The organism is Streptomyces sp. 1222.5 (genome assembly GCF_900105245.1).
GTDB classification, from domain to species: domain Bacteria; phylum Actinomycetota; class Actinomycetes; order Streptomycetales; family Streptomycetaceae; genus Streptomyces; species Streptomyces albidocamelliae.
The window spans coordinates 6,184,129-6,200,320 of record NZ_FNSZ01000001.1; the positions used below are offsets into that span (position 1 = coordinate 6,184,129).

Annotated in this window: 12 protein-coding genes; 7 read left to right on the top strand and 5 right to left on the bottom strand. The window is 73.3% G+C overall.

Annotation, left to right across the window (positions count from 1 at the left end; translation table 11 throughout):
* Positions 1 to 26 precede the first annotated feature (26 nt).
* Positions 27 to 305, top strand: coding sequence for a PspA-associated protein PspAA (locus BLW57_RS27940; protein WP_093478268.1), 279 nt, complete (start codon positions 27 to 29; stop codon positions 303 to 305).
* 19 nt (positions 306 to 324) lie between these two features.
* On the opposite strand, the gene BLW57_RS27945 is transcribed toward BLW57_RS27940, so the two are convergent.
* Positions 325 to 1,701 carry a hypothetical protein gene (locus BLW57_RS27945; RefSeq protein WP_093478269.1) on the bottom strand — a complete coding sequence of 459 codons (1,377 nt, stop codon included), beginning with the start codon at positions 1,699 to 1,701 and terminating at the stop codon, positions 325 to 327.
* A gap of 351 nt (positions 1,702 to 2,052) precedes the next feature.
* Between BLW57_RS27945 and BLW57_RS27950 the strand changes: the two genes are divergently transcribed.
* From BLW57_RS27950 to BLW57_RS27965, 4 genes are all read left to right on the top strand, one after another.
* Complete coding sequence (locus tag BLW57_RS27950; RefSeq protein ID WP_093478271.1) at positions 2,053 to 3,369, top strand: sensor histidine kinase; 1,317 nt, start codon at positions 2,053 to 2,055, stop codon at positions 3,367 to 3,369.
* On the top strand, positions 3,366 to 4,046 hold the full coding sequence (locus BLW57_RS27955) for a response regulator transcription factor (RefSeq protein ID WP_093478272.1): 681 nt from the start codon (positions 3,366 to 3,368) through the stop codon (positions 4,044 to 4,046). Before BLW57_RS27950 ends, BLW57_RS27955 begins: the two co-directional genes overlap by 4 nt.
* 154 nt (positions 4,047 to 4,200) lie before the next feature.
* A complete protein-coding gene (locus tag BLW57_RS27960; RefSeq protein ID WP_093478274.1) occupies positions 4,201 to 7,317 on the top strand; it encodes an efflux RND transporter permease subunit in 3,117 nt (1,038 codons plus the stop codon).
* A gap of 85 nt (positions 7,318 to 7,402) precedes the next feature.
* A complete protein-coding gene (locus tag BLW57_RS27965) occupies positions 7,403 to 9,691 on the top strand; it encodes a protein kinase domain-containing protein (RefSeq protein ID WP_093478276.1) in 2,289 nt (762 codons plus the stop codon).
* A 39-nt stretch (positions 9,692 to 9,730) separates the two neighbouring features.
* On the opposite strand, the gene nadA is transcribed toward BLW57_RS27965, so the two are convergent.
* Positions 9,731 to 10,915, bottom strand: coding sequence for a quinolinate synthase NadA (nadA, locus tag BLW57_RS27970; RefSeq protein ID WP_093480926.1), 1,185 nt, complete (start codon positions 10,913 to 10,915; stop codon positions 9,731 to 9,733).
* A gap of 265 nt (positions 10,916 to 11,180) precedes the next feature.
* On the opposite strand from nadA, the gene BLW57_RS27975 reads away from it, so the two are divergent.
* A complete protein-coding gene (locus BLW57_RS27975; RefSeq protein WP_023551351.1) occupies positions 11,181 to 11,537 on the top strand; it encodes an iron-sulfur cluster assembly accessory protein in 357 nt (118 codons plus the stop codon).
* Positions 11,538 to 11,632: 95 nt separating this feature from the next.
* On the opposite strand, the gene BLW57_RS27980 is transcribed toward BLW57_RS27975, so the two are convergent.
* Positions 11,633 to 13,147 (bottom strand): hypothetical protein, encoded by a 1,515-nt coding sequence (locus tag BLW57_RS27980; protein ID WP_093478277.1) that lies wholly within the window; start codon positions 13,145 to 13,147, stop codon positions 11,633 to 11,635.
* Positions 13,148 to 13,247: 100 nt separating this feature from the next.
* A complete protein-coding gene (locus BLW57_RS27985; protein WP_093478279.1) occupies positions 13,248 to 13,457 on the bottom strand; it encodes a hypothetical protein in 210 nt (69 codons plus the stop codon).
* A gap of 129 nt (positions 13,458 to 13,586) precedes the next feature.
* On the opposite strand from BLW57_RS27985, the gene BLW57_RS27990 reads away from it, so the two are divergent.
* On the top strand, positions 13,587 to 14,561 hold the full coding sequence (locus BLW57_RS27990) for a carbohydrate kinase family protein (RefSeq protein ID WP_093478280.1): 975 nt from the start codon (positions 13,587 to 13,589) through the stop codon (positions 14,559 to 14,561).
* A gap of 16 nt (positions 14,562 to 14,577) precedes the next feature.
* Here the strand turns inward: BLW57_RS27990 and BLW57_RS27995 are convergent, their stop codons facing one another.
* Positions 14,578 to 15,954 (bottom strand): cysteine desulfurase/sulfurtransferase TusA family protein, encoded by a 1,377-nt coding sequence (locus tag BLW57_RS27995; protein WP_093478282.1) that lies wholly within the window; start codon positions 15,952 to 15,954, stop codon positions 14,578 to 14,580.
* Positions 15,955 to 16,192 lie beyond the last annotated feature (238 nt).

Genomic DNA, 16,192 nt, shown 5'->3' on the forward strand with positions numbered 1-16,192 from the left:
CGGGGCCCCGAGCCGAGGAGGCGGACGTGATCGTACGGATCATGGGGGAGGGTCAGGTGAAGCTGGACGACTCCCACTTCCCTGAGCTGAACAAGCTGGACGACGAGCTGCTGGCGGAGGTGGAGAGCGGCGACGACGACGGCTTCCGTCGCACGCTCACCGCTCTCCTGGACGCGGTCCACCGGCTCGGCACCCCGCTGCCGGACGACGCGCTGGAACCCTCCGAACTGATCCTGCCGTCGCCCGACGCGACGCTGGAGGAGGTCCGGGACCTCCTCGGCGACGACGGCCTGATCCCGGGCTGACCCGGGGCGGCCCCGGGGGTCAGCCCAGGGTGAACCAGGTGGTGCGGGACTTCTGCCACTCCGGGTGGGTGAGGTCCTTCGCCTCCACGCCGTCGCCGTACAGGTCGGCCGCCCCGTCGTCGGTGATCAGCTGCACCCGGGCGCCGGCCACGGACAGGTCGGGCACGGACACGACCGACTCCCAGCCGCCCGCGTCCGCCGTCGGCAGATCCAGCACCTTGACCGGCTGGTGCCCGGCCACGCCGTCCCACGAGTAGAGCGCGTACGGGTCGCTGTTGTCGTCGGCGGCCCAGGACCCCGCGACGATCAGGTACTGCCCCTGGTCGTTGCGGCGCAGGTCGCGGATGGCCAGGCCGCCGAGGTCCAGCTCGATCGGCGTGCCGAAGGTCGCCTTGGCGCCGCGCACCACCTGGTCCATGTCGGTGACCGGCACGATCAGCGCCTTCCCGCCGGTCCGCGGCGGCACCAGCGGGGCCCGGAAGCCGACGTAGGCGGTGGTCGTGGAGCCCGGCGCGAACTCCAGCCCCTCGACGTTGAAGCCGTCGATCTGCTTCGGGACCTGCCCGGCCGCGGTCCCGGCGGCGAAGCCGTACCGGTTGCCGTTCGCCTTGTCCCAGGCCACCAGGTCGTCGCGGAGGCGGTGGCCCGCGCTGCCGAAGGCCAGCTGGGTGGCGGCGCCCGAGCCGGAGACGGTCGTGGTGAACACGGTGTTCCGGTCGGCCTTGTACTCGCCGTCCTTGTTGTTGCCCAGCGAGCCCGTCCAGTAGACGGTGTTCCCGACCCGCGCGGCCCCCTCGATGTCGACCTCCTTGTCGGCGCCCAGGGCGTTGTCCAGGTCCCAGGTGCGCACCGGAGCGCCGGAGGCCGCGCCGTCGTACAGGCGCAGGGTGTTGTCCTCGTCGTTGGCGACCACGACGTACCCGCCGCCGAAGTCCACGCCGGCGGAGGCGTCCGAGGCTCCGGTCAGGTAGCGGGCGTCGGCGCTGTGCTGGACGGCCGGGGAGGCCGCGTAGCGCAGGGTCGTGGTGGCGGTCTTGCCGCCGAGCCCGGTCACCTTCAGGGTGAGGTCGGCGTAGCCCTGGGCGTGCGCGGTGACGGCGACGGTACGGGTGCCGCCGGTGCCGGTGACCCGGACGTCGCCCGTGCCGGCCACACCGGCCTTGCTGGTCCCGCTCGCGGCCACCGTCAGGGCGGAGGCGTCGGCGCCGCTCTGGGCGACGGTGACGGTGACCACCGGGTCCCCGGTGCTGCCGACCGCGCCCGAGAGGTAGGAGGCCGACAGCTTGATCGTCGGCGTGCCGTAGGTGACGGCGTGGGCGGATCCGCTGAGGCCGGTGGCAGAGACCAGGGCGGCAGCGGCGGCGGACCAGATCACTCGGAGCGGGAGGGGGCGCACGGGATGCCTTTCGTCGGCGGGATGCTGGCGAGAAGGCTGAGCGCGACCGGCCAACGGGACGCGTCCGCCGGTGGTCCGGGTACCCAACAGCTCGCGGCGGGTTGTGGATCGACGCCGGGGGCCCGGCGGCCGGGGCGGGGCGCCCGCCGGCTCGGGACGCGTCGTCGGCGGGCGGCCGCGGGACCGTCGTGACCGGTCGCGCGCTTCCCCGCGCCTCTGGGGGCGGCGGCACCTTGCACGCGCGGGCAGGCGGGCCGGCCCCCCGGCCGGCACCGGTACCGCGCACTGTCCGGCCCCGGCTCCGGGACCTTTTGGTGACCGGCATCCGAAACGCCCGTACTGTTCAGTCCCGTGAGCACTCTCGACCGCGCCCGCCGCAGCCTCAAGGCCCACCCTCTGGCGCTGGACGCGGCCATCGCCGCCGGCGTGCTGCTGTGCATGGTCGCCGGTTCCTTCGTCGTGCCGAAGGACGGGCACGGGGTCAGCTGGGGCGTCCGCACCCCCGACCCCTTCGCCCTCCTCCTCATGCTCCTCGGCGCCGCCGCCCTCGTCTTCCGCCGCCGCGCCCCCAAGACGGTCCTCGCCGTCACCGGCGGCGTCTCCCTGGTCGAGTTCGTCACCGGCGACCCGCGTGCCCCCGTGGCGATGTCCGCCGTCATCGCCCTGTACACCGTCGCCTCCACCACCGACCGCTCCACCACCTGGCGCGTCGGTCTGCTCACCATGACCGTGCTGACGGCCGGCGCCATGCTCGGCGGCCCGCTGCCCTGGTACGCGCAGGAGAACCTGGCCGTCCTAGCCTGGACCGGCATCGGCGCCACCGCCGGGGACGCCGTCCGCAGCCGGCGCGCCGTCATGCAGGCCATCCGGGAGCGCGCCGAGCGCGCCGAACGCACCCGCGAGGAGGAGGCCCGCCGCCGGGTCGCCGAGGAACGCCTGCGCATCGCCCGCGACCTGCACGACGTCGTCGCCCACCACATCGCCCTGGTGAACGTGCAGGCCGGGGTCGCCGCCCACGTCATGGACAAACGGCCCGACCAGGCCAAGGAGGCCCTCGCCCACGTCCGCGAGGCCAGCCGCAGCGCACTGAACGAACTGCGTGCCACCGTCGGGCTGCTGCGCCAGTCCGGCGACCCCGAGGCGCCCACGGAGCCCGCCCCCGGCCTCAGCCGCCTCGAGGAGCTGGCGGCCGCCGTCCGCAGCGCGGGTCTCCCGGTGGAGGTGGCCCGCGCCGACCAGGGCACCGACCTCCCGGCCGCCGTCGACCTGGCCGCCTACCGGATCGTCCAGGAGGCTCTGACGAACGTGCAGAAGCACGCGGGCGCCGGCGCCCGTGCCGAGGTGAGCGTCGTACGCGTCGGACCGCACGTCGAGATCACCGTCCTCGACGACGGGGCCGGACAGGACGCGGCGCCCGGGGGCGGCGGCGGACACGGGCTGCTGGGCATGCGGGAGCGGGTCTCCGCCCTCGGCGGCACCCTGACCACCGGCCCCCGCTACGGCGGCGGCTTCCGCGTCCATGCGATCCTGCCCGTCGAGACGCGTCCCGAGACCCGCTCCGGGACTCGTGCCGACACCCGCTGCGGGCCGCGTGCCGAGACCGGCCCCGGGACCCGTACCGACAGCCGTGCGCAGAGGCGTACGACGGCCCCGGGGGAGCCCGCATGACGATCCGTGTCCTGCTCGCCGACGACCAGGCGCTGCTGCGCAGCGCGTTCCGCGTGCTGGTCGACTCCGAGCCCGACATGGAGGTGGTGGGGGAGGCGTCCGACGGCGCCGAGGCGGTCCGGCTGGCCCGGACGGAGGCCCCCGACGTGGTCCTCATGGACATCCGGATGCCGGGCACCGACGGCCTCGCCGCCACCCGGGCGATCAGCGCCGACCCCGCCCTCGCACAGGTCCGTGTGGTCATCCTGACCACCTTCGAGGTCGACGACTACGTCGTGCAGGCCCTGCGCGCGGGCGCCTCCGGCTTCCTCGGCAAGGGCAGCGAGCCCGAGGAACTGCTCAACGCCATCCGGCTGGCCGCCGACGGCGACTCGCTGCTCTCCCCGGCCGCCACCAAGGGTCTGATCGCCCGCTTCCTCGCCCAGGGCGACGGCGACGACGGCCGTGACCCCGCCCGTTCCGAACGCCTCGGCGCGCTCACCGGCCGGGAGCGCCAGGTGCTCGTGCAGGTCGCCGGCGGACACTCCAACGACGACATCGCCGAACGCCTGGAGGTCAGCCCGCTGACCGTGAAGACGCACGTCAACCGGGCCATGGCCAAGCTCGGCGCCCGGGACCGGGCCCAGCTCGTGGTGATCGCGTACGAGTCCGGGCTGGTACGTCCGAGGACGGACTGATCTCCACCCGCGCGTACTGCGCGCGGAGTAGGGGGCGGATAAGGAACGGGACCTGGGGCCTACGGTTCGGCCCTCCGGCATGGCTCAGGGTGGTGGGGTGGGCGCGCCCGTGCGTCCCCCGCCGCTCCTGCCGCTCACAGAGAGAACCGGATCCATGTCCTGGCTGTCGAGATTCAGCCTCGCGCAACGCGCCCTCGTCGGGCTCGTCTCGCTCATCGCGCTCGCCTTCGGGCTGATCGCGATACCCCAGATCAAGCAGCAGCTGCTGCCCACCATCGAGCTGCCCATGGTGTCGGTCATCGCGCCGTACCAGGGCGCCTCGCCCGACGTGGTCGAGAAGCAGGTCGTCGAGCCCATCGAGGACAACCTGCAGGCCGTCGACGGCATCACCGGTGTCACCTCCACCGCGAGCGAGGGCAACGCCGTGATCATGGCGTCCTTCGACTACGGCAACGACACCGAGCGACTGGTCTCCGACGTCCAGCAGGCCGTCAACCGGGCCCGCAACCAGCTCCCGGACGACGTCGACCCGCAGGTCGTCTCCGGCTCCACGGACGACATGCCGACCGTGGTCCTCGCCGTCACCTCCGGCAAGGACCAGCAGGCCCTCGCCGACCAGATCGACAAGTCGGTCGTCCCGGTCCTGAAGAACATCGACGGAGTCGGCCGCGTCCAGGTCACCGGCGTCCACGACCAGCAGGTCACCGTCACCCCGGACGACGCGAAGATCGCCCGGGCCGGTCTCACCCCCGCCGCCCTCGGCCAGGCCCTCCAGGCGGGCGGCGCGACCGTCCCGGCGGGCTCCTTCGACGAGGACGGCGCCAACCGCACCGTCCAGATCGGCGGCGGTTTCACCTCGCTGAAGCAGATCCGCGACCTGCGGATCGCCGGCGAGGGCGGCAAGAGCCCCGTCCGCCTCGGTGCCGTGGCGACCGTCGCCGAGAAGCCGGCCCCGGCCGACTCCCTCACCCGCACCGACGGCCGGCCCAGCCTCGCCGTCAACGTCACCATGGACCACGACGGCAGCGCGGTCGCCATCTCCGACGCCGTCCAGGACAAGCTGCCCGGCCTGCGGACGGACCTCGGCGCGGACGCGAAGCTCACGGTCGTCAGCGACCAGGGCCCGGCGGTGTCCAAGTCCATCAAGGGCCTGACCACGGAGGGCGCGCTCGGCCTGCTCTTCGCGGTCCTGATCATCCTGGTCTTCCTGGCCTCGGTCCGCTCCACGCTGGTGACCGCGGTGTCCATTCCGCTGTCCGTCGTGCTCGCGCTGATCGTGCTGTGGACGCGCGGTCTGTCGCTGAACATGCTCACGCTCGGCGCGCTGACCATCGCCATCGGCCGGGTCGTCGACGACTCGATCGTGGTGCTGGAGAACATCAAGCGCCACCTCGGCTACGGCGAGGAGCGCAGGGAGGCGATCCTCACCGCCGTGCGCGAGGTGGCCGGCGCGGTCACCTCCTCCACCCTCACCACGGTCGCCGTGTTCCTGCCGATCGGCCTGGTCGGCGGCATGGTGGGCGCCCTGTTCGGCTCGTTCAGCATCACGGTGACGGCGGCCCTGCTGGCCTCGCTGCTGGTCTCGCTGACGGTCGTCCCGGTCCTGTCGTTCTGGTTCCTGCGCGCACCCAAGGGCACCCCCGAGGACGCGGCGGAGGCCCGCCGCCGGGCCGAGGAGAAGGAGGCGAACAGCCGCCTCCAGCGCGCCTACGTCCCCGTCCTGCGGTTCGCGACGCGCCGCCGCCTCACCAGCGTGCTGATAGCGCTCGTGGTCCTGGTTCTCACCTTCGGCATGGGCGGACTGCTGAAGACGAACTTCTTCGACCAGGGCGACCAGGAGGTCCTCACCGTCAAGCAGGAGCTGAGGCCCGGAACCAGCCTCGCGGCCACGGACCTCCAGGCCCGCAAGGTGGAGAAGCTGCTCGCCGCCACCGACGGCGTGAAGGACTACCAGGTCACCGTCGGCTCCTCCGGCTTCATGGCGGCCTTCGGCGGCGGCACGGACACCAACCAGGCGTCGTACCAGGTGATGCTGAAGGACTCGGCGTCCTACGACGACGTGCAGCGGCACCTCGAGGACGGCCTGAAGAAGCTCGACGGCATCGGCACGACCACCGTGTCCGCCGGTGACGGCTTCGGCAACCAGGACCTGAGCGTCGTGGTGAAGGCCGCCGACCCGGAGGCGCTGCGCACGGCCGCCGAGCAGGTACGCTCCACCGTCGCCGGGCTCGACCACGTCACCGACGTCACCAGCGACCTCGCGACGAGCGTCCCGCGGATCTCGGTCAAGGCCGACACCGAGGCCGCCGCCGCCGGGTTCGACGACCAGAAGCTCGGCGCCGCGGTCGCGCAGGCCGTGCGCGGCACGACGGCGGCGAAGGCGGTCCTCGACGACACCGAGCGCGACGTCGTCGTGCGGTCGGCGAAGCCCGCGACCACCCTGGCCCAGCTGAAGAAGCTGCGCCTCGGTCCCGTGAGGCTCGGCGACATCGCCACCGTGAAGCTGGTGGACGGCCCGGTGTCGATGACCCGCATCGACGGCCGGCGCGCCGCCACCGTCACGGCGAAGCCGACCGGTGACAACACGGGCGCGATCAGCACCAAGCTCCAGTCGAGGATCAAGGCCCTGAAGCTCCCCGCGGGCGCCACGGCCGAGATCGGCGGCGTCTCCTCCGACCAGGACGACGCGTTCAAGAACCTGGGCCTGGCCATGCTGGCGGCCATCGCGATCGTCTTCATGCTGCTGGTGGCGACGTTCCGCTCGCTGGTCCAGCCGCTGATCCTGCTGGTCTCGATCCCGTTCGCGGCGACCGGCGCGATCGGCCTGCTGATCGCCACCGGCACCCCGATGGGTGTCCCGGCGATGATCGGCATGCTGATGCTGATCGGCATCGTGGTGACCAACGCGATCGTGCTGATCGACCTGATCAACCAGTACCGCGCGCAGGGTCACGGCGTCGTGGAGGCCGTGATCGAGGGCGGCCGGCACCGGCTCCGCCCGATCCTCATGACGGCCCTCGCGACGATCTTCGCCCTGCTCCCGATGGCCCTGGGCGTCACCGGCGAGGGCGGCTTCATCGCCCAGCCGCTCGCGGTGGTCGTCATCGGCGGCCTGATCAGCTCCACCCTGCTGACCCTGCTTCTCGTCCCGACGCTCTACGCGATGCTGGAGCTGCGCAAGGAGCGGCGCGCGAAGAAGCGGGCGGCGAAGAAGGGTCTCCCGTCCCCGGCCCCGGCCGCCTCGGACGAGCCGGAGCCCGCGGGGGTCTGACACCCCGCACCGGCGTCCCCTCCCGCGCAGGACTTTCCTATCCTGTGATCCGGAACTGCTCTTGCGGGGGAGGGGGAACGGGGCGGTGGCACTGCACGAGGGCGATCCCGGGTCGCTCGGTGGGTACCGGATCGTCGACCGGCTGGGAGCCGGTGGGATGGGTGTCGTCTACCGGGCGAGGGCCGGATCGGGCCGCGAGGTCGCCGTCAAGGTGGTCCACGCCCAGTACGCCGAGGACCCCGTCTTCCGGGCCCGTTTCCGCCAGGAGATCGCCGCCGTCCGCAAGGTGAGCGGCGCCTTCACCGCGCCGGTCGTGGACGCGGACCCGGAGGCGCCCCGGCCCTGGATGGCCACCCAGTACGTACCCGGACGCCCGCTCTCCGCCCGCGTCCGGGACGACGGACCACTGGCCGGCGCCGAACTGCGCCGGCTCGTCCTCGGCCTGGTGGAGGCCCTGCGCGACATCCACCGGGCCGGAGTGGTGCACCGCGACCTCAAGCCCGCCAACGTCCTGATGGCCGAGGACGGCCCCCGGGTCATCGACTTCGGCATCTCGCGCGCGGCGGAGAACCAGGCGCTGACCGAGACCGGGCACATGATGGGCACCCCGCCGTTCATGTCCCCCGAGCAGCTCGCGGACGCCCGTTCGGTGGGTCCCGCGTCCGACGTGTTCTCGCTCGCCGCGCTGGTGGTGTTCGCGGCGACCGGACGCGGCCCCTTCGACGCGGACAGCCCCTATCTGACGGCGTACCGGGTGATGAGCGAGGAGCCCGACCTGACGGGGGTCGCCGAGCCGCTGCGCGCGGTCCTGTCCCGCTGCCTGGTCAAGCGGGGCGCCGCCCGGCCCGGACTCGACACCCTGGCCGCCGAGTTCGCCGCCGCCCTGCCCGAGCCGGCCGCCGCGGAGCCGCCCACCGTCCCGCACCGCCGGGCGGATCCGGAGCCGACCCGGCCTCCGGCGGCGGATCCGGCCGCCTCCGTCCCGTACCGGGCCCCGGCCGTCGCGGACCCGGACGCCGTGCCGCCCGAGGCGGCGGCCGACGCCCCCGCACGCCGCGGGCGCGGCCTGCGGGTGCCGCTCGCCGTCGGGGTGGCGGGCGTCCTGCTCGCCGCCCTCACGGCCTATCTGATCGGGCCGTTCCAGAGCGGGGCGAGGCCCGGGGCCGGCCCTTCGCCCGGTGCCACGGCCACCCGCTGGGGTGCCCTCCCGGACGGCTGGCGGCCCTGGCGGACGACGGTGTACGCGGTCGCCGCCCACGGCGTGAAGCGTTCCTCGGGGCCGGCGGACGGCCCCGGCCACGGCGGGCAGCCGTCCTGCGCGCTGAGCGGGGGAGCGGTCTACTGCGGGGGCAGCGGCACCCTGCCGATCCGCGTCGACGCGGTCACCGGCCGCACGGTCTGGCGGGCCGGCACCCAGCCGCCGGGGATCGGTCTCGACCACTACGACAGCGGGGTCGTCGGGGTGCACGAGGGCGTCGTGCTCGTCCGCGAGAGCGTCCTGAACGCGGCGGGCAACGACACCACGGCCACCGTCGCCGCGTTCGCCGCCGCCGACGGACGGCGGTTGTGGTCCCGTCCGACGCGCGACGGGAACGCGTCGGCGGTGCTCGTCGGCGGCCTCGTCCTCGTCCCGGACGGCCCGACCGTGACGGCCCGTTCCCCGCGCGACGGCTCCGCGCGCTGGTCGATGCCGGTGCCGGCCGGACACCACTGCGACTTCCTCGGCGCGGGCGGCGGCTTGTACGCGGACTGCACCGGCTACCACACCCCGTCCGGCGCCCAGCGGCGGCTGATCGCCGTCGATCCCGCCGACGGCTCCGCGCGACGGCTCCCGGCCGCGCCGCCGGTGACCGCGGACTACGCGGGAACCCTGGACGGACGGCTGGTCTACGCGGCACGGCGGTCCGTCGACCCGACGGTGCAGGACAACCCGTACACCCGGGTCGAGATGATCGATCCCCGCACCGGGGCCCGCGGGAGCCGCGCGCTGGGCGACGAGTACCGGGGGCGGGCGGCGATGGCGCACGGGGTGCTGTGTTTCGCCGCCTCGGACGGGCGGACGACCGCCGTCTCGCCCGTGACCGGCCGACAGGTGTGGCGCACCGCGACGACCCTCGAACAGCCGGCCGCGCCCGTCGCGGACGGGCGCAGCAGCGTGTTCCTGGCCAGCGCGAGCGGCCGGGTCGCGGCCCTCGACGCCCGCACGGGACACAGGCTGTGGGAGTCCTATCCGCGGGCCGGCACCGTGGTCAGCGGCGACTACCACTCGCCGGAACTGCTCGTGAACGGCGGCGCCCTGGTGGTGACGACCCCCGACGGCACACTCTTCACGCTGGATCCGGCCCGCCCCGGACGGAAACCGGCGTCGGCGTGACCTCGCACGCCGACGCCGGGCCCCGCCGGACGGGTACGGCTACGGAAGCGCGAGCATCCGCTCCAGGGCCAGCTTCGCGAACGCCTCGGTCTCCTTGTCGACCTCGATGCGGTTGACGAGGTTGCCCTCGGCCAGGGACTCCAGGGTCCAGACCAGGTGCGGCAGGTCGATGCGGTTCATCGTCGAGCAGAAGCAGACCGTCTTGTCGAGGAAGACGATCTCCTTGCCCTCGGGAGCGAAACGGTTCGCCAGCCGGCGGACCAGGTTCAGCTCGGTGCCGATGGCCCACTTGGAACCGGCCGGGGCCGCCTCCAGGGCCTTGATGATGTACTCGGTGGAGCCGACGTAGTCCGCGGCGGCGACGACCTCGTGCTTGCACTCGGGGTGGACGAGGACGTTCACACCCGGGATGCGCTCGCGGACGTCGTTCACCGAGTCCAGGCTGAAGCGGCCGTGGACCGAGCAGTGGCCGCGCCAGAGGATCATCTTCGCGGCCCGCAGCTCCTCGGCGGTCAGGCCGCCGTTCGGCTTGTGCGGGTTGTAGACGACGCAGTCGTCCAGGGACATCCCCATGTCCCGCACGGCGGTGTTGCGGCCGAGGTGCTGGTCGGGCAGGAACAGCACCTTCTCGCCCTGCTCGAACGCCCAGTCCAGAGCGCGCTTGGCGTTCGACGACGTGCAGATCGTGCCGCCGTGCTTGCCGGTGAAGGCCTTGATGTCGGCCGAGGAGTTCATGTACGAGACCGGCACCACCTGCTCGGCGACGCCCGCCTCGGTGAGCACGTCCCAGCACTCGGCGACCTGCTCGGCCGTCGCCATGTCGGCCATGGAGCAGCCGGCGGCGAGGTCGGGGAGGACCACCTTCTGGTCGTCGGACGTCAGGATGTCCGCCGACTCGGCCATGAAGTGCACACCGCAGAAGACGATGTACTCGGCCTCCGGGCGCGCGGCCGCGTCGCGGGCCAGCTTGAAGGAGTCGCCCGTGACGTCGGCGAACTGGATGACCTCGTCGCGCTGGTAGTGGTGGCCGAGCACGAAGACCTTGTCGCCGAGCTTCTCCTTCGCCGCGCGGGCGCGCTCGACCAGGTCGGGGTCGGACGGCGACGGCAGGTCACCGGGGCACTCGACGCCCCGCTCGCTCTTCGGGTCGGCCTCACGGCCGAGCAGCAGCAGGGCGAGCGGAGTCGGCTGAACGTCGAGTTCCGGGGTCTGGGCGGTGGTCACGACACGCACCCTTTCTACTTTTCGTCTAACTGACGCTATCTATCATAACCGCTTCACGTCACTTTGACGACGGCGATAGCGTCTATGTGACGTGAATCCCGCCCGGCGCCCTCCACGGGTCGCTGTGCGTGCCCGCGCCCGTGTGCGAGCATGAAGACGGAAACAGAAAACGCGACCACGCGAATGCCCGGCCCGGAATGAATCCGCGGAAGCGCCGGTTGCACTCGTCGGCAAGCAGTCTCCGTACAACCCGGGAGAGATGTAGATGTCCGTATCGGACGAGACCACCACCGTCACCGACGGCATCATCCTGACCGACGCCGCCGCGGCCAAGGTCAAGGCCCTGCTCGACCAGGAAGGCCGTGACGACCTCGCCCTGCGCGTCGCCGTCCAGCCCGGCGGCTGCTCCGGCCTGCGCTACCAGCTCTTCTTCGACGAGCGCTCGCTCGACGGCGACGTGGAGAAGGACTTCGGCGGGGTCAAGGTCGTCACCGACCGCATGAGCGCTCCGTACCTGGGCGGCGCCACCGTCGACTTCGTGGACACGATCGAGAAGCAGGGCTTCACGATCGACAACCCGAACGCGACCGGCTCCTGCGCCTGCGGCGACTCCTTCAGCTGAGCCGCCCGGCCTGCCCACGGCCCGACGGAGAAGGCGGCGGTCCCCTGTGCGGGGCCGCCGCCTTCGTCTGCGGTGCGAGTGCCGTGCGCCTCCGTTCAGCCGGTCTGCGGCCGCAGCGCCCCCGGCTTCGTCCTCGCGATCCGCCCGCCGTCGGTACCGACCACGGTCCGCCCGTCCAGCGGCGCGTCCAGCCGTACGGTCTTCACGTACTCCTTGGCGATCAGCACGCACACCTTGTCCGGCCAGGGCTTCTCGGTCACCGAGACCGTCACCCGGCCGCCCTTCTCCCGCGCCGAGGCCGTGTAGTCGGCGCACACCCCGCCGAAGAAGCTCACGGTCAGCTCCCGGCCGTCGCCCGTGTAGCCGGTCACCTTCACCTCCCGGGTGCCGCCCGGCGCCGCGGACGGTCCCGCGGCCGGGGCCGACCGGCTCGACCGCAGGTACTTCGGATCGACCGCCGGGTACGTCACGGTGAACGGCTCCGGGGCCGCCGCCCCCCGCACCTCGAACAGCCAGGACGGCACCAGCGCCTGCCGCCCGCCCACCGAGTGGGCGGCCAGCCCGAACACCGCCTTCTCGACCGTGGCCGTGCCCGCCGCCCGTTTGGGCGCCCCGGTGGCCGCGCCGCACGGCTGCTCCAGCCGGTCCTTCGCCGGCACCGGGGTCGCGCACCCGCCGATCCCCATGCGGTGACCGGTCTTCGCCGCCCCGTTCATCAGCTCCAGCGTCCTGCGCGCGTCCAGGACGGGGTACGTGTCGCCCTTCACCGGCGTGCCCAGCAGCCCGTGGCCGCCGACCACCTCACCCTTGCGGGCGACGGTCAGGCCGGTCGTCCAGCCGTACGTGGGCAGCCCGCCGACCACCGGGTCCGCGTCGACCACCCGCTGGGTGCCCAGCACCCGGCTCGCGTCGATCTTCGCGCCGTCCAGGCCGGCCGCCTTCAGCACCGGGGCCGCGGCCTTCTCGGCGGCCGCCTCGCTCGACGGGCCGCCGGTGGGGCCCACCGGGTCGTGCGCGCACAGGGGCCCCTTCTTGCAGTCGTCGGTGCCCGGCGCGTACCGGCTGTAGGTCCAGCTGCCGGGCGCGTCCCGGTCCACCCGGAGGCTCGGCCCCGAACCGTCCTTGCCGCCGACCCGCCAGGTCCGCCCCTCGTCCACCGGAGCCGCGTCGATGCCCAGCGCCCGCGCCAGACGGGCCACGGCCTCCTTGCCGACCCGGCCCCGCGGCGCGTACACGGGCGCCGCGTCCGGCCCGTCCGGCAGCTCGCCCCGGACGGTGTAGGTCGTCCCGTTCGGGTCCGGCTCGCCGGGCGCGATGCCGTTCGTGCCCGAGGAGGAGCCGTCCAGGGCCAGCGGCGGGGGAGTGCCACCGCCACCGGAAGCGCCCGCGTGCGTTCGGCCGTCCGGGCCGCCGTGCGCGGCGAGGTACGCGCCGCCCCCGCCGGCCAGTAGGACCGCCGCGGCGACGGAGGCCACGACGACGGGTGTGCGGCGCCGTGCGGACCGCTCGCCCGCCCGGTCGTCGCCGACCCGCGGCTCCTCGGCCGCACGTTCCCCGGACACCTCCGGCTCCTGCGCCTCGCCGGAGTTCTCAGGCCGCTCCGTGTTCACCGCATCGCTCCTCGCGTCGTGTCCCGCATCCCCTGCGCGGGGGACGCCGATGGGACGCGGGAGAGGAGCGCGCGGTTCCCGCGCGAATGCGCCCCGCGGGTCAGTCGCCGTAGTCGGACATCGCGTCCAGCAGTCGTGCGGACCGGGCCGGCACGCTCACCCCGTGGATGAGAGAAGGGGGTACCGGCCGTGACGTGCCGTGCTCGGGAACCACCCAGTGCGGAGCCATCCGGGCACAGTCGCCGCGCAGTGCGGCGAGGTCGCCCTCGAGGTCGGCCGGGGGGGTGAAGTTGACCCTGGGGTTCGTCATGACGGCACCGTAGGCATGTTCCGGGTCGCGAAGAAAGATCTACTATCGGGTAGTTTTGTCAGCTTCAGTGGCGCCCCACCAACAGGTAGCGTGAACTGTCAACCCACCCTCCCGCAGGAGAATGCCGACGTGCGCATCGCAGTCACGGGCTCCATCGCCACCGATCACCTCATGACCTTCCCCGGCCGTTTCGCCGACCAGTTCGTCGCGGACCAGCTGCACACGGTCTCGCTCTCCTTCCTGGTGGACAACCTGGACGTGCGCCGGGGCGGCGTCGGCGCGAACATCGCCTTCGGCATGGGCCAGCTCGGCACCCAGCCGGTCCTGGTCGGCGCCGCGGGCTTCGACTTCGACGAGTACCGTGCCTGGCTGGAGCGGCACGGCGTCGACACCGACTCCGTCCGCATCTCGGAGACCCTGCACACCGCCCGCTTCGTGTGCACCACCGACGCCGACCACAACCAGATCGGCTCCTTCTACACCGGCGCGATGAGCGAGGCCCGCCTCATCGAGCTCAAGACGGTGGCCGACCGCGTCGGCGGACTCGACCTGGTCCTCATCGGCGCCGACGACCCGGAGGCGATGCTCCGCCACACGGAGGAGTGCCGCTCCCGCGCGATCCACTTCGCCGCCGACTTCTCCCAGCAGATCGCCCGCATGGAGGGCGAGGAGATCCGGATACTGCTGGACGGCGCCACGTACCTGTTCTCGAACGAGTACGAGAAGGGCCTCATCGAGACCAAGACCGGCTGGAGCGACGCCGAGATCCTGTCCAAGGTCGGCCACCGCGTCACCACCCTCGGCGCGCGCGGCGTGCGCATCGAGCGCCACGGCGAGGACCCGATCGAGGTCGGCTGCCCCGAGGAGGAGCGCAAGGCCGACCCGACCGGCGTCGGCGACGCCTTCCGCGCCGGCTTCCTGTCCGGCCTCACGTGGGGCGTCTCCCTGGAGCGCGCCGCCCAGGTCGGCTGCATGCTCGCGACGCTCGTCATCGAGACCGTCGGCACGCAGGAGTACCAGCTGCGGCGCGGCCACTTCATGGAGCGGTTCACCAAGGCGTACGGCGACGAGGCGGCCGAAGAGGTCCGCGCCCACCTGCGCTAGGACGCTCCCCGGGCGCTCAGCCGAGCCGGCGGACCAGGTACGCCGTACCGCGCTCCGCCGGCTCCTCGCCCACGTACTCCTGCCCGCGCATCTCGCACCAGGCCGGGATGTCCAGCCGCGCGGCCTCGTCGTCGGAGAGCACCCGCACCGTGCCGCCCACCGGCACCTCCCCGATCACCTTGGCCAGCTCGATGACGGGGATCGGGCAGCGTTTGCCGAGGGAGTCGACGACCAGCTCCGCGGAGCGCACCCGGGTGGCCGGCGCCGGTGCGCCCAGCTTCTCCCGCACGGACGCGACGGCCCCCGGCAGCACCTCAAGGAACCGCTCGACGTCCGCCTCGGCCACCCCCCGGGGCAGCGACACCCGGACGTTCCCCTCGCTCAGCACGCCCATCGCCCGCAGCACATGGCTCGGCGTCAGCGTGCTGCTCGTGCACGAGGACCCGGACGAGACGGAGAACCCCGCCCGGTCCAGCTCGTGCAGCAGCGCCTCTCCGTCGACATAGAGACAGGAGAAGGTGACGATGCCCGGCAGCCGCCGCTCGGCGTCGCCCACCACCTCCACGTCCGGCACCAGTTCCGGCACCTGCGCCCGGATCCGCGCCGTCAGCTCCCGCAGCCGTACCGCCTCCTGCTCCGCCTCGGCCCGCACCGCGCGCAGGGAGGCCACGGCCGCCACGATCGCCGGGATGTTCTCGAAACCGGCGGCCCGCCCCGACTCCCGCTCGTCCACCGGCCCTTGGGCCGCGAACCGCACCCCCTTGCGGACGACGAGCAGCCCGACCCCGGACGGCCCGCCCCACTTGTGCGCACTGGCCGTCAGCAGCGACCAGTCGCCCTCGACCGGACCCCAGCCCAGCGACTGCGCCGCGTCCACCAGCAGGGGCACCCCGGCCGCCCGGCAGATCCCGGCCACCTCGGCCACCGGCTGTACGGTCCCCACCTCGTGGTTGGCCGACTGGAGCACGGCCAGCGCGGTGTCCGCGCGGAGGGCGGCGGAGTAGCCGGCGGCGTCCACGGCCCCGCCCCGGTCGACGGCCACCCGGTCGACCGTTCCCCCTGCCGCCTCGAACACTTCAGCCGAATGGAGCACGGAGGAGTGTTCGACGGCGGACACGATCAGGTGGCGTCCGGTCCGGCGTCTGCCCGCCAACGCGCCCGCGACGCCCGTGTGTACGGCCCTGGTCCCCGACGGAGTGAAGACCATCTCGTCGGCCCGGCAGCCCACGGCCTCCGCCGCCGCCTCCCGGGCCGCGTCCAGCAGCATCCGCGCCTTGCGCCCCTCCCGGTACAGCCGGGCGGGGTCGGCCCACCCGTCGTCCAGCGAGGCCAGCAACGCCTGGCGGGCCACGGGGTGGAGAGGGGCGGCGGAAGCTGCGTCGAAGTAGGCCACAGGGCAACGTTAAGACTTCGGTGGGACCGGTCCACCCGGGGGCGCGGAGAACGGCGCGACCAGCCACAACGCAGCGCCGGGCGGGACGGCAAACCGCGACAACCCGAGCCAATAGGCGCCCATCGCCGCCCCAACCGAGTGACAGGCGACGCGTATGCCCCCCTCCCCGCGAACCCCTGGAGGGCGTCGGCTAGGGTTTGGTCCGCATAAACATCCAAACCCCTGCCCGACGCAGGGC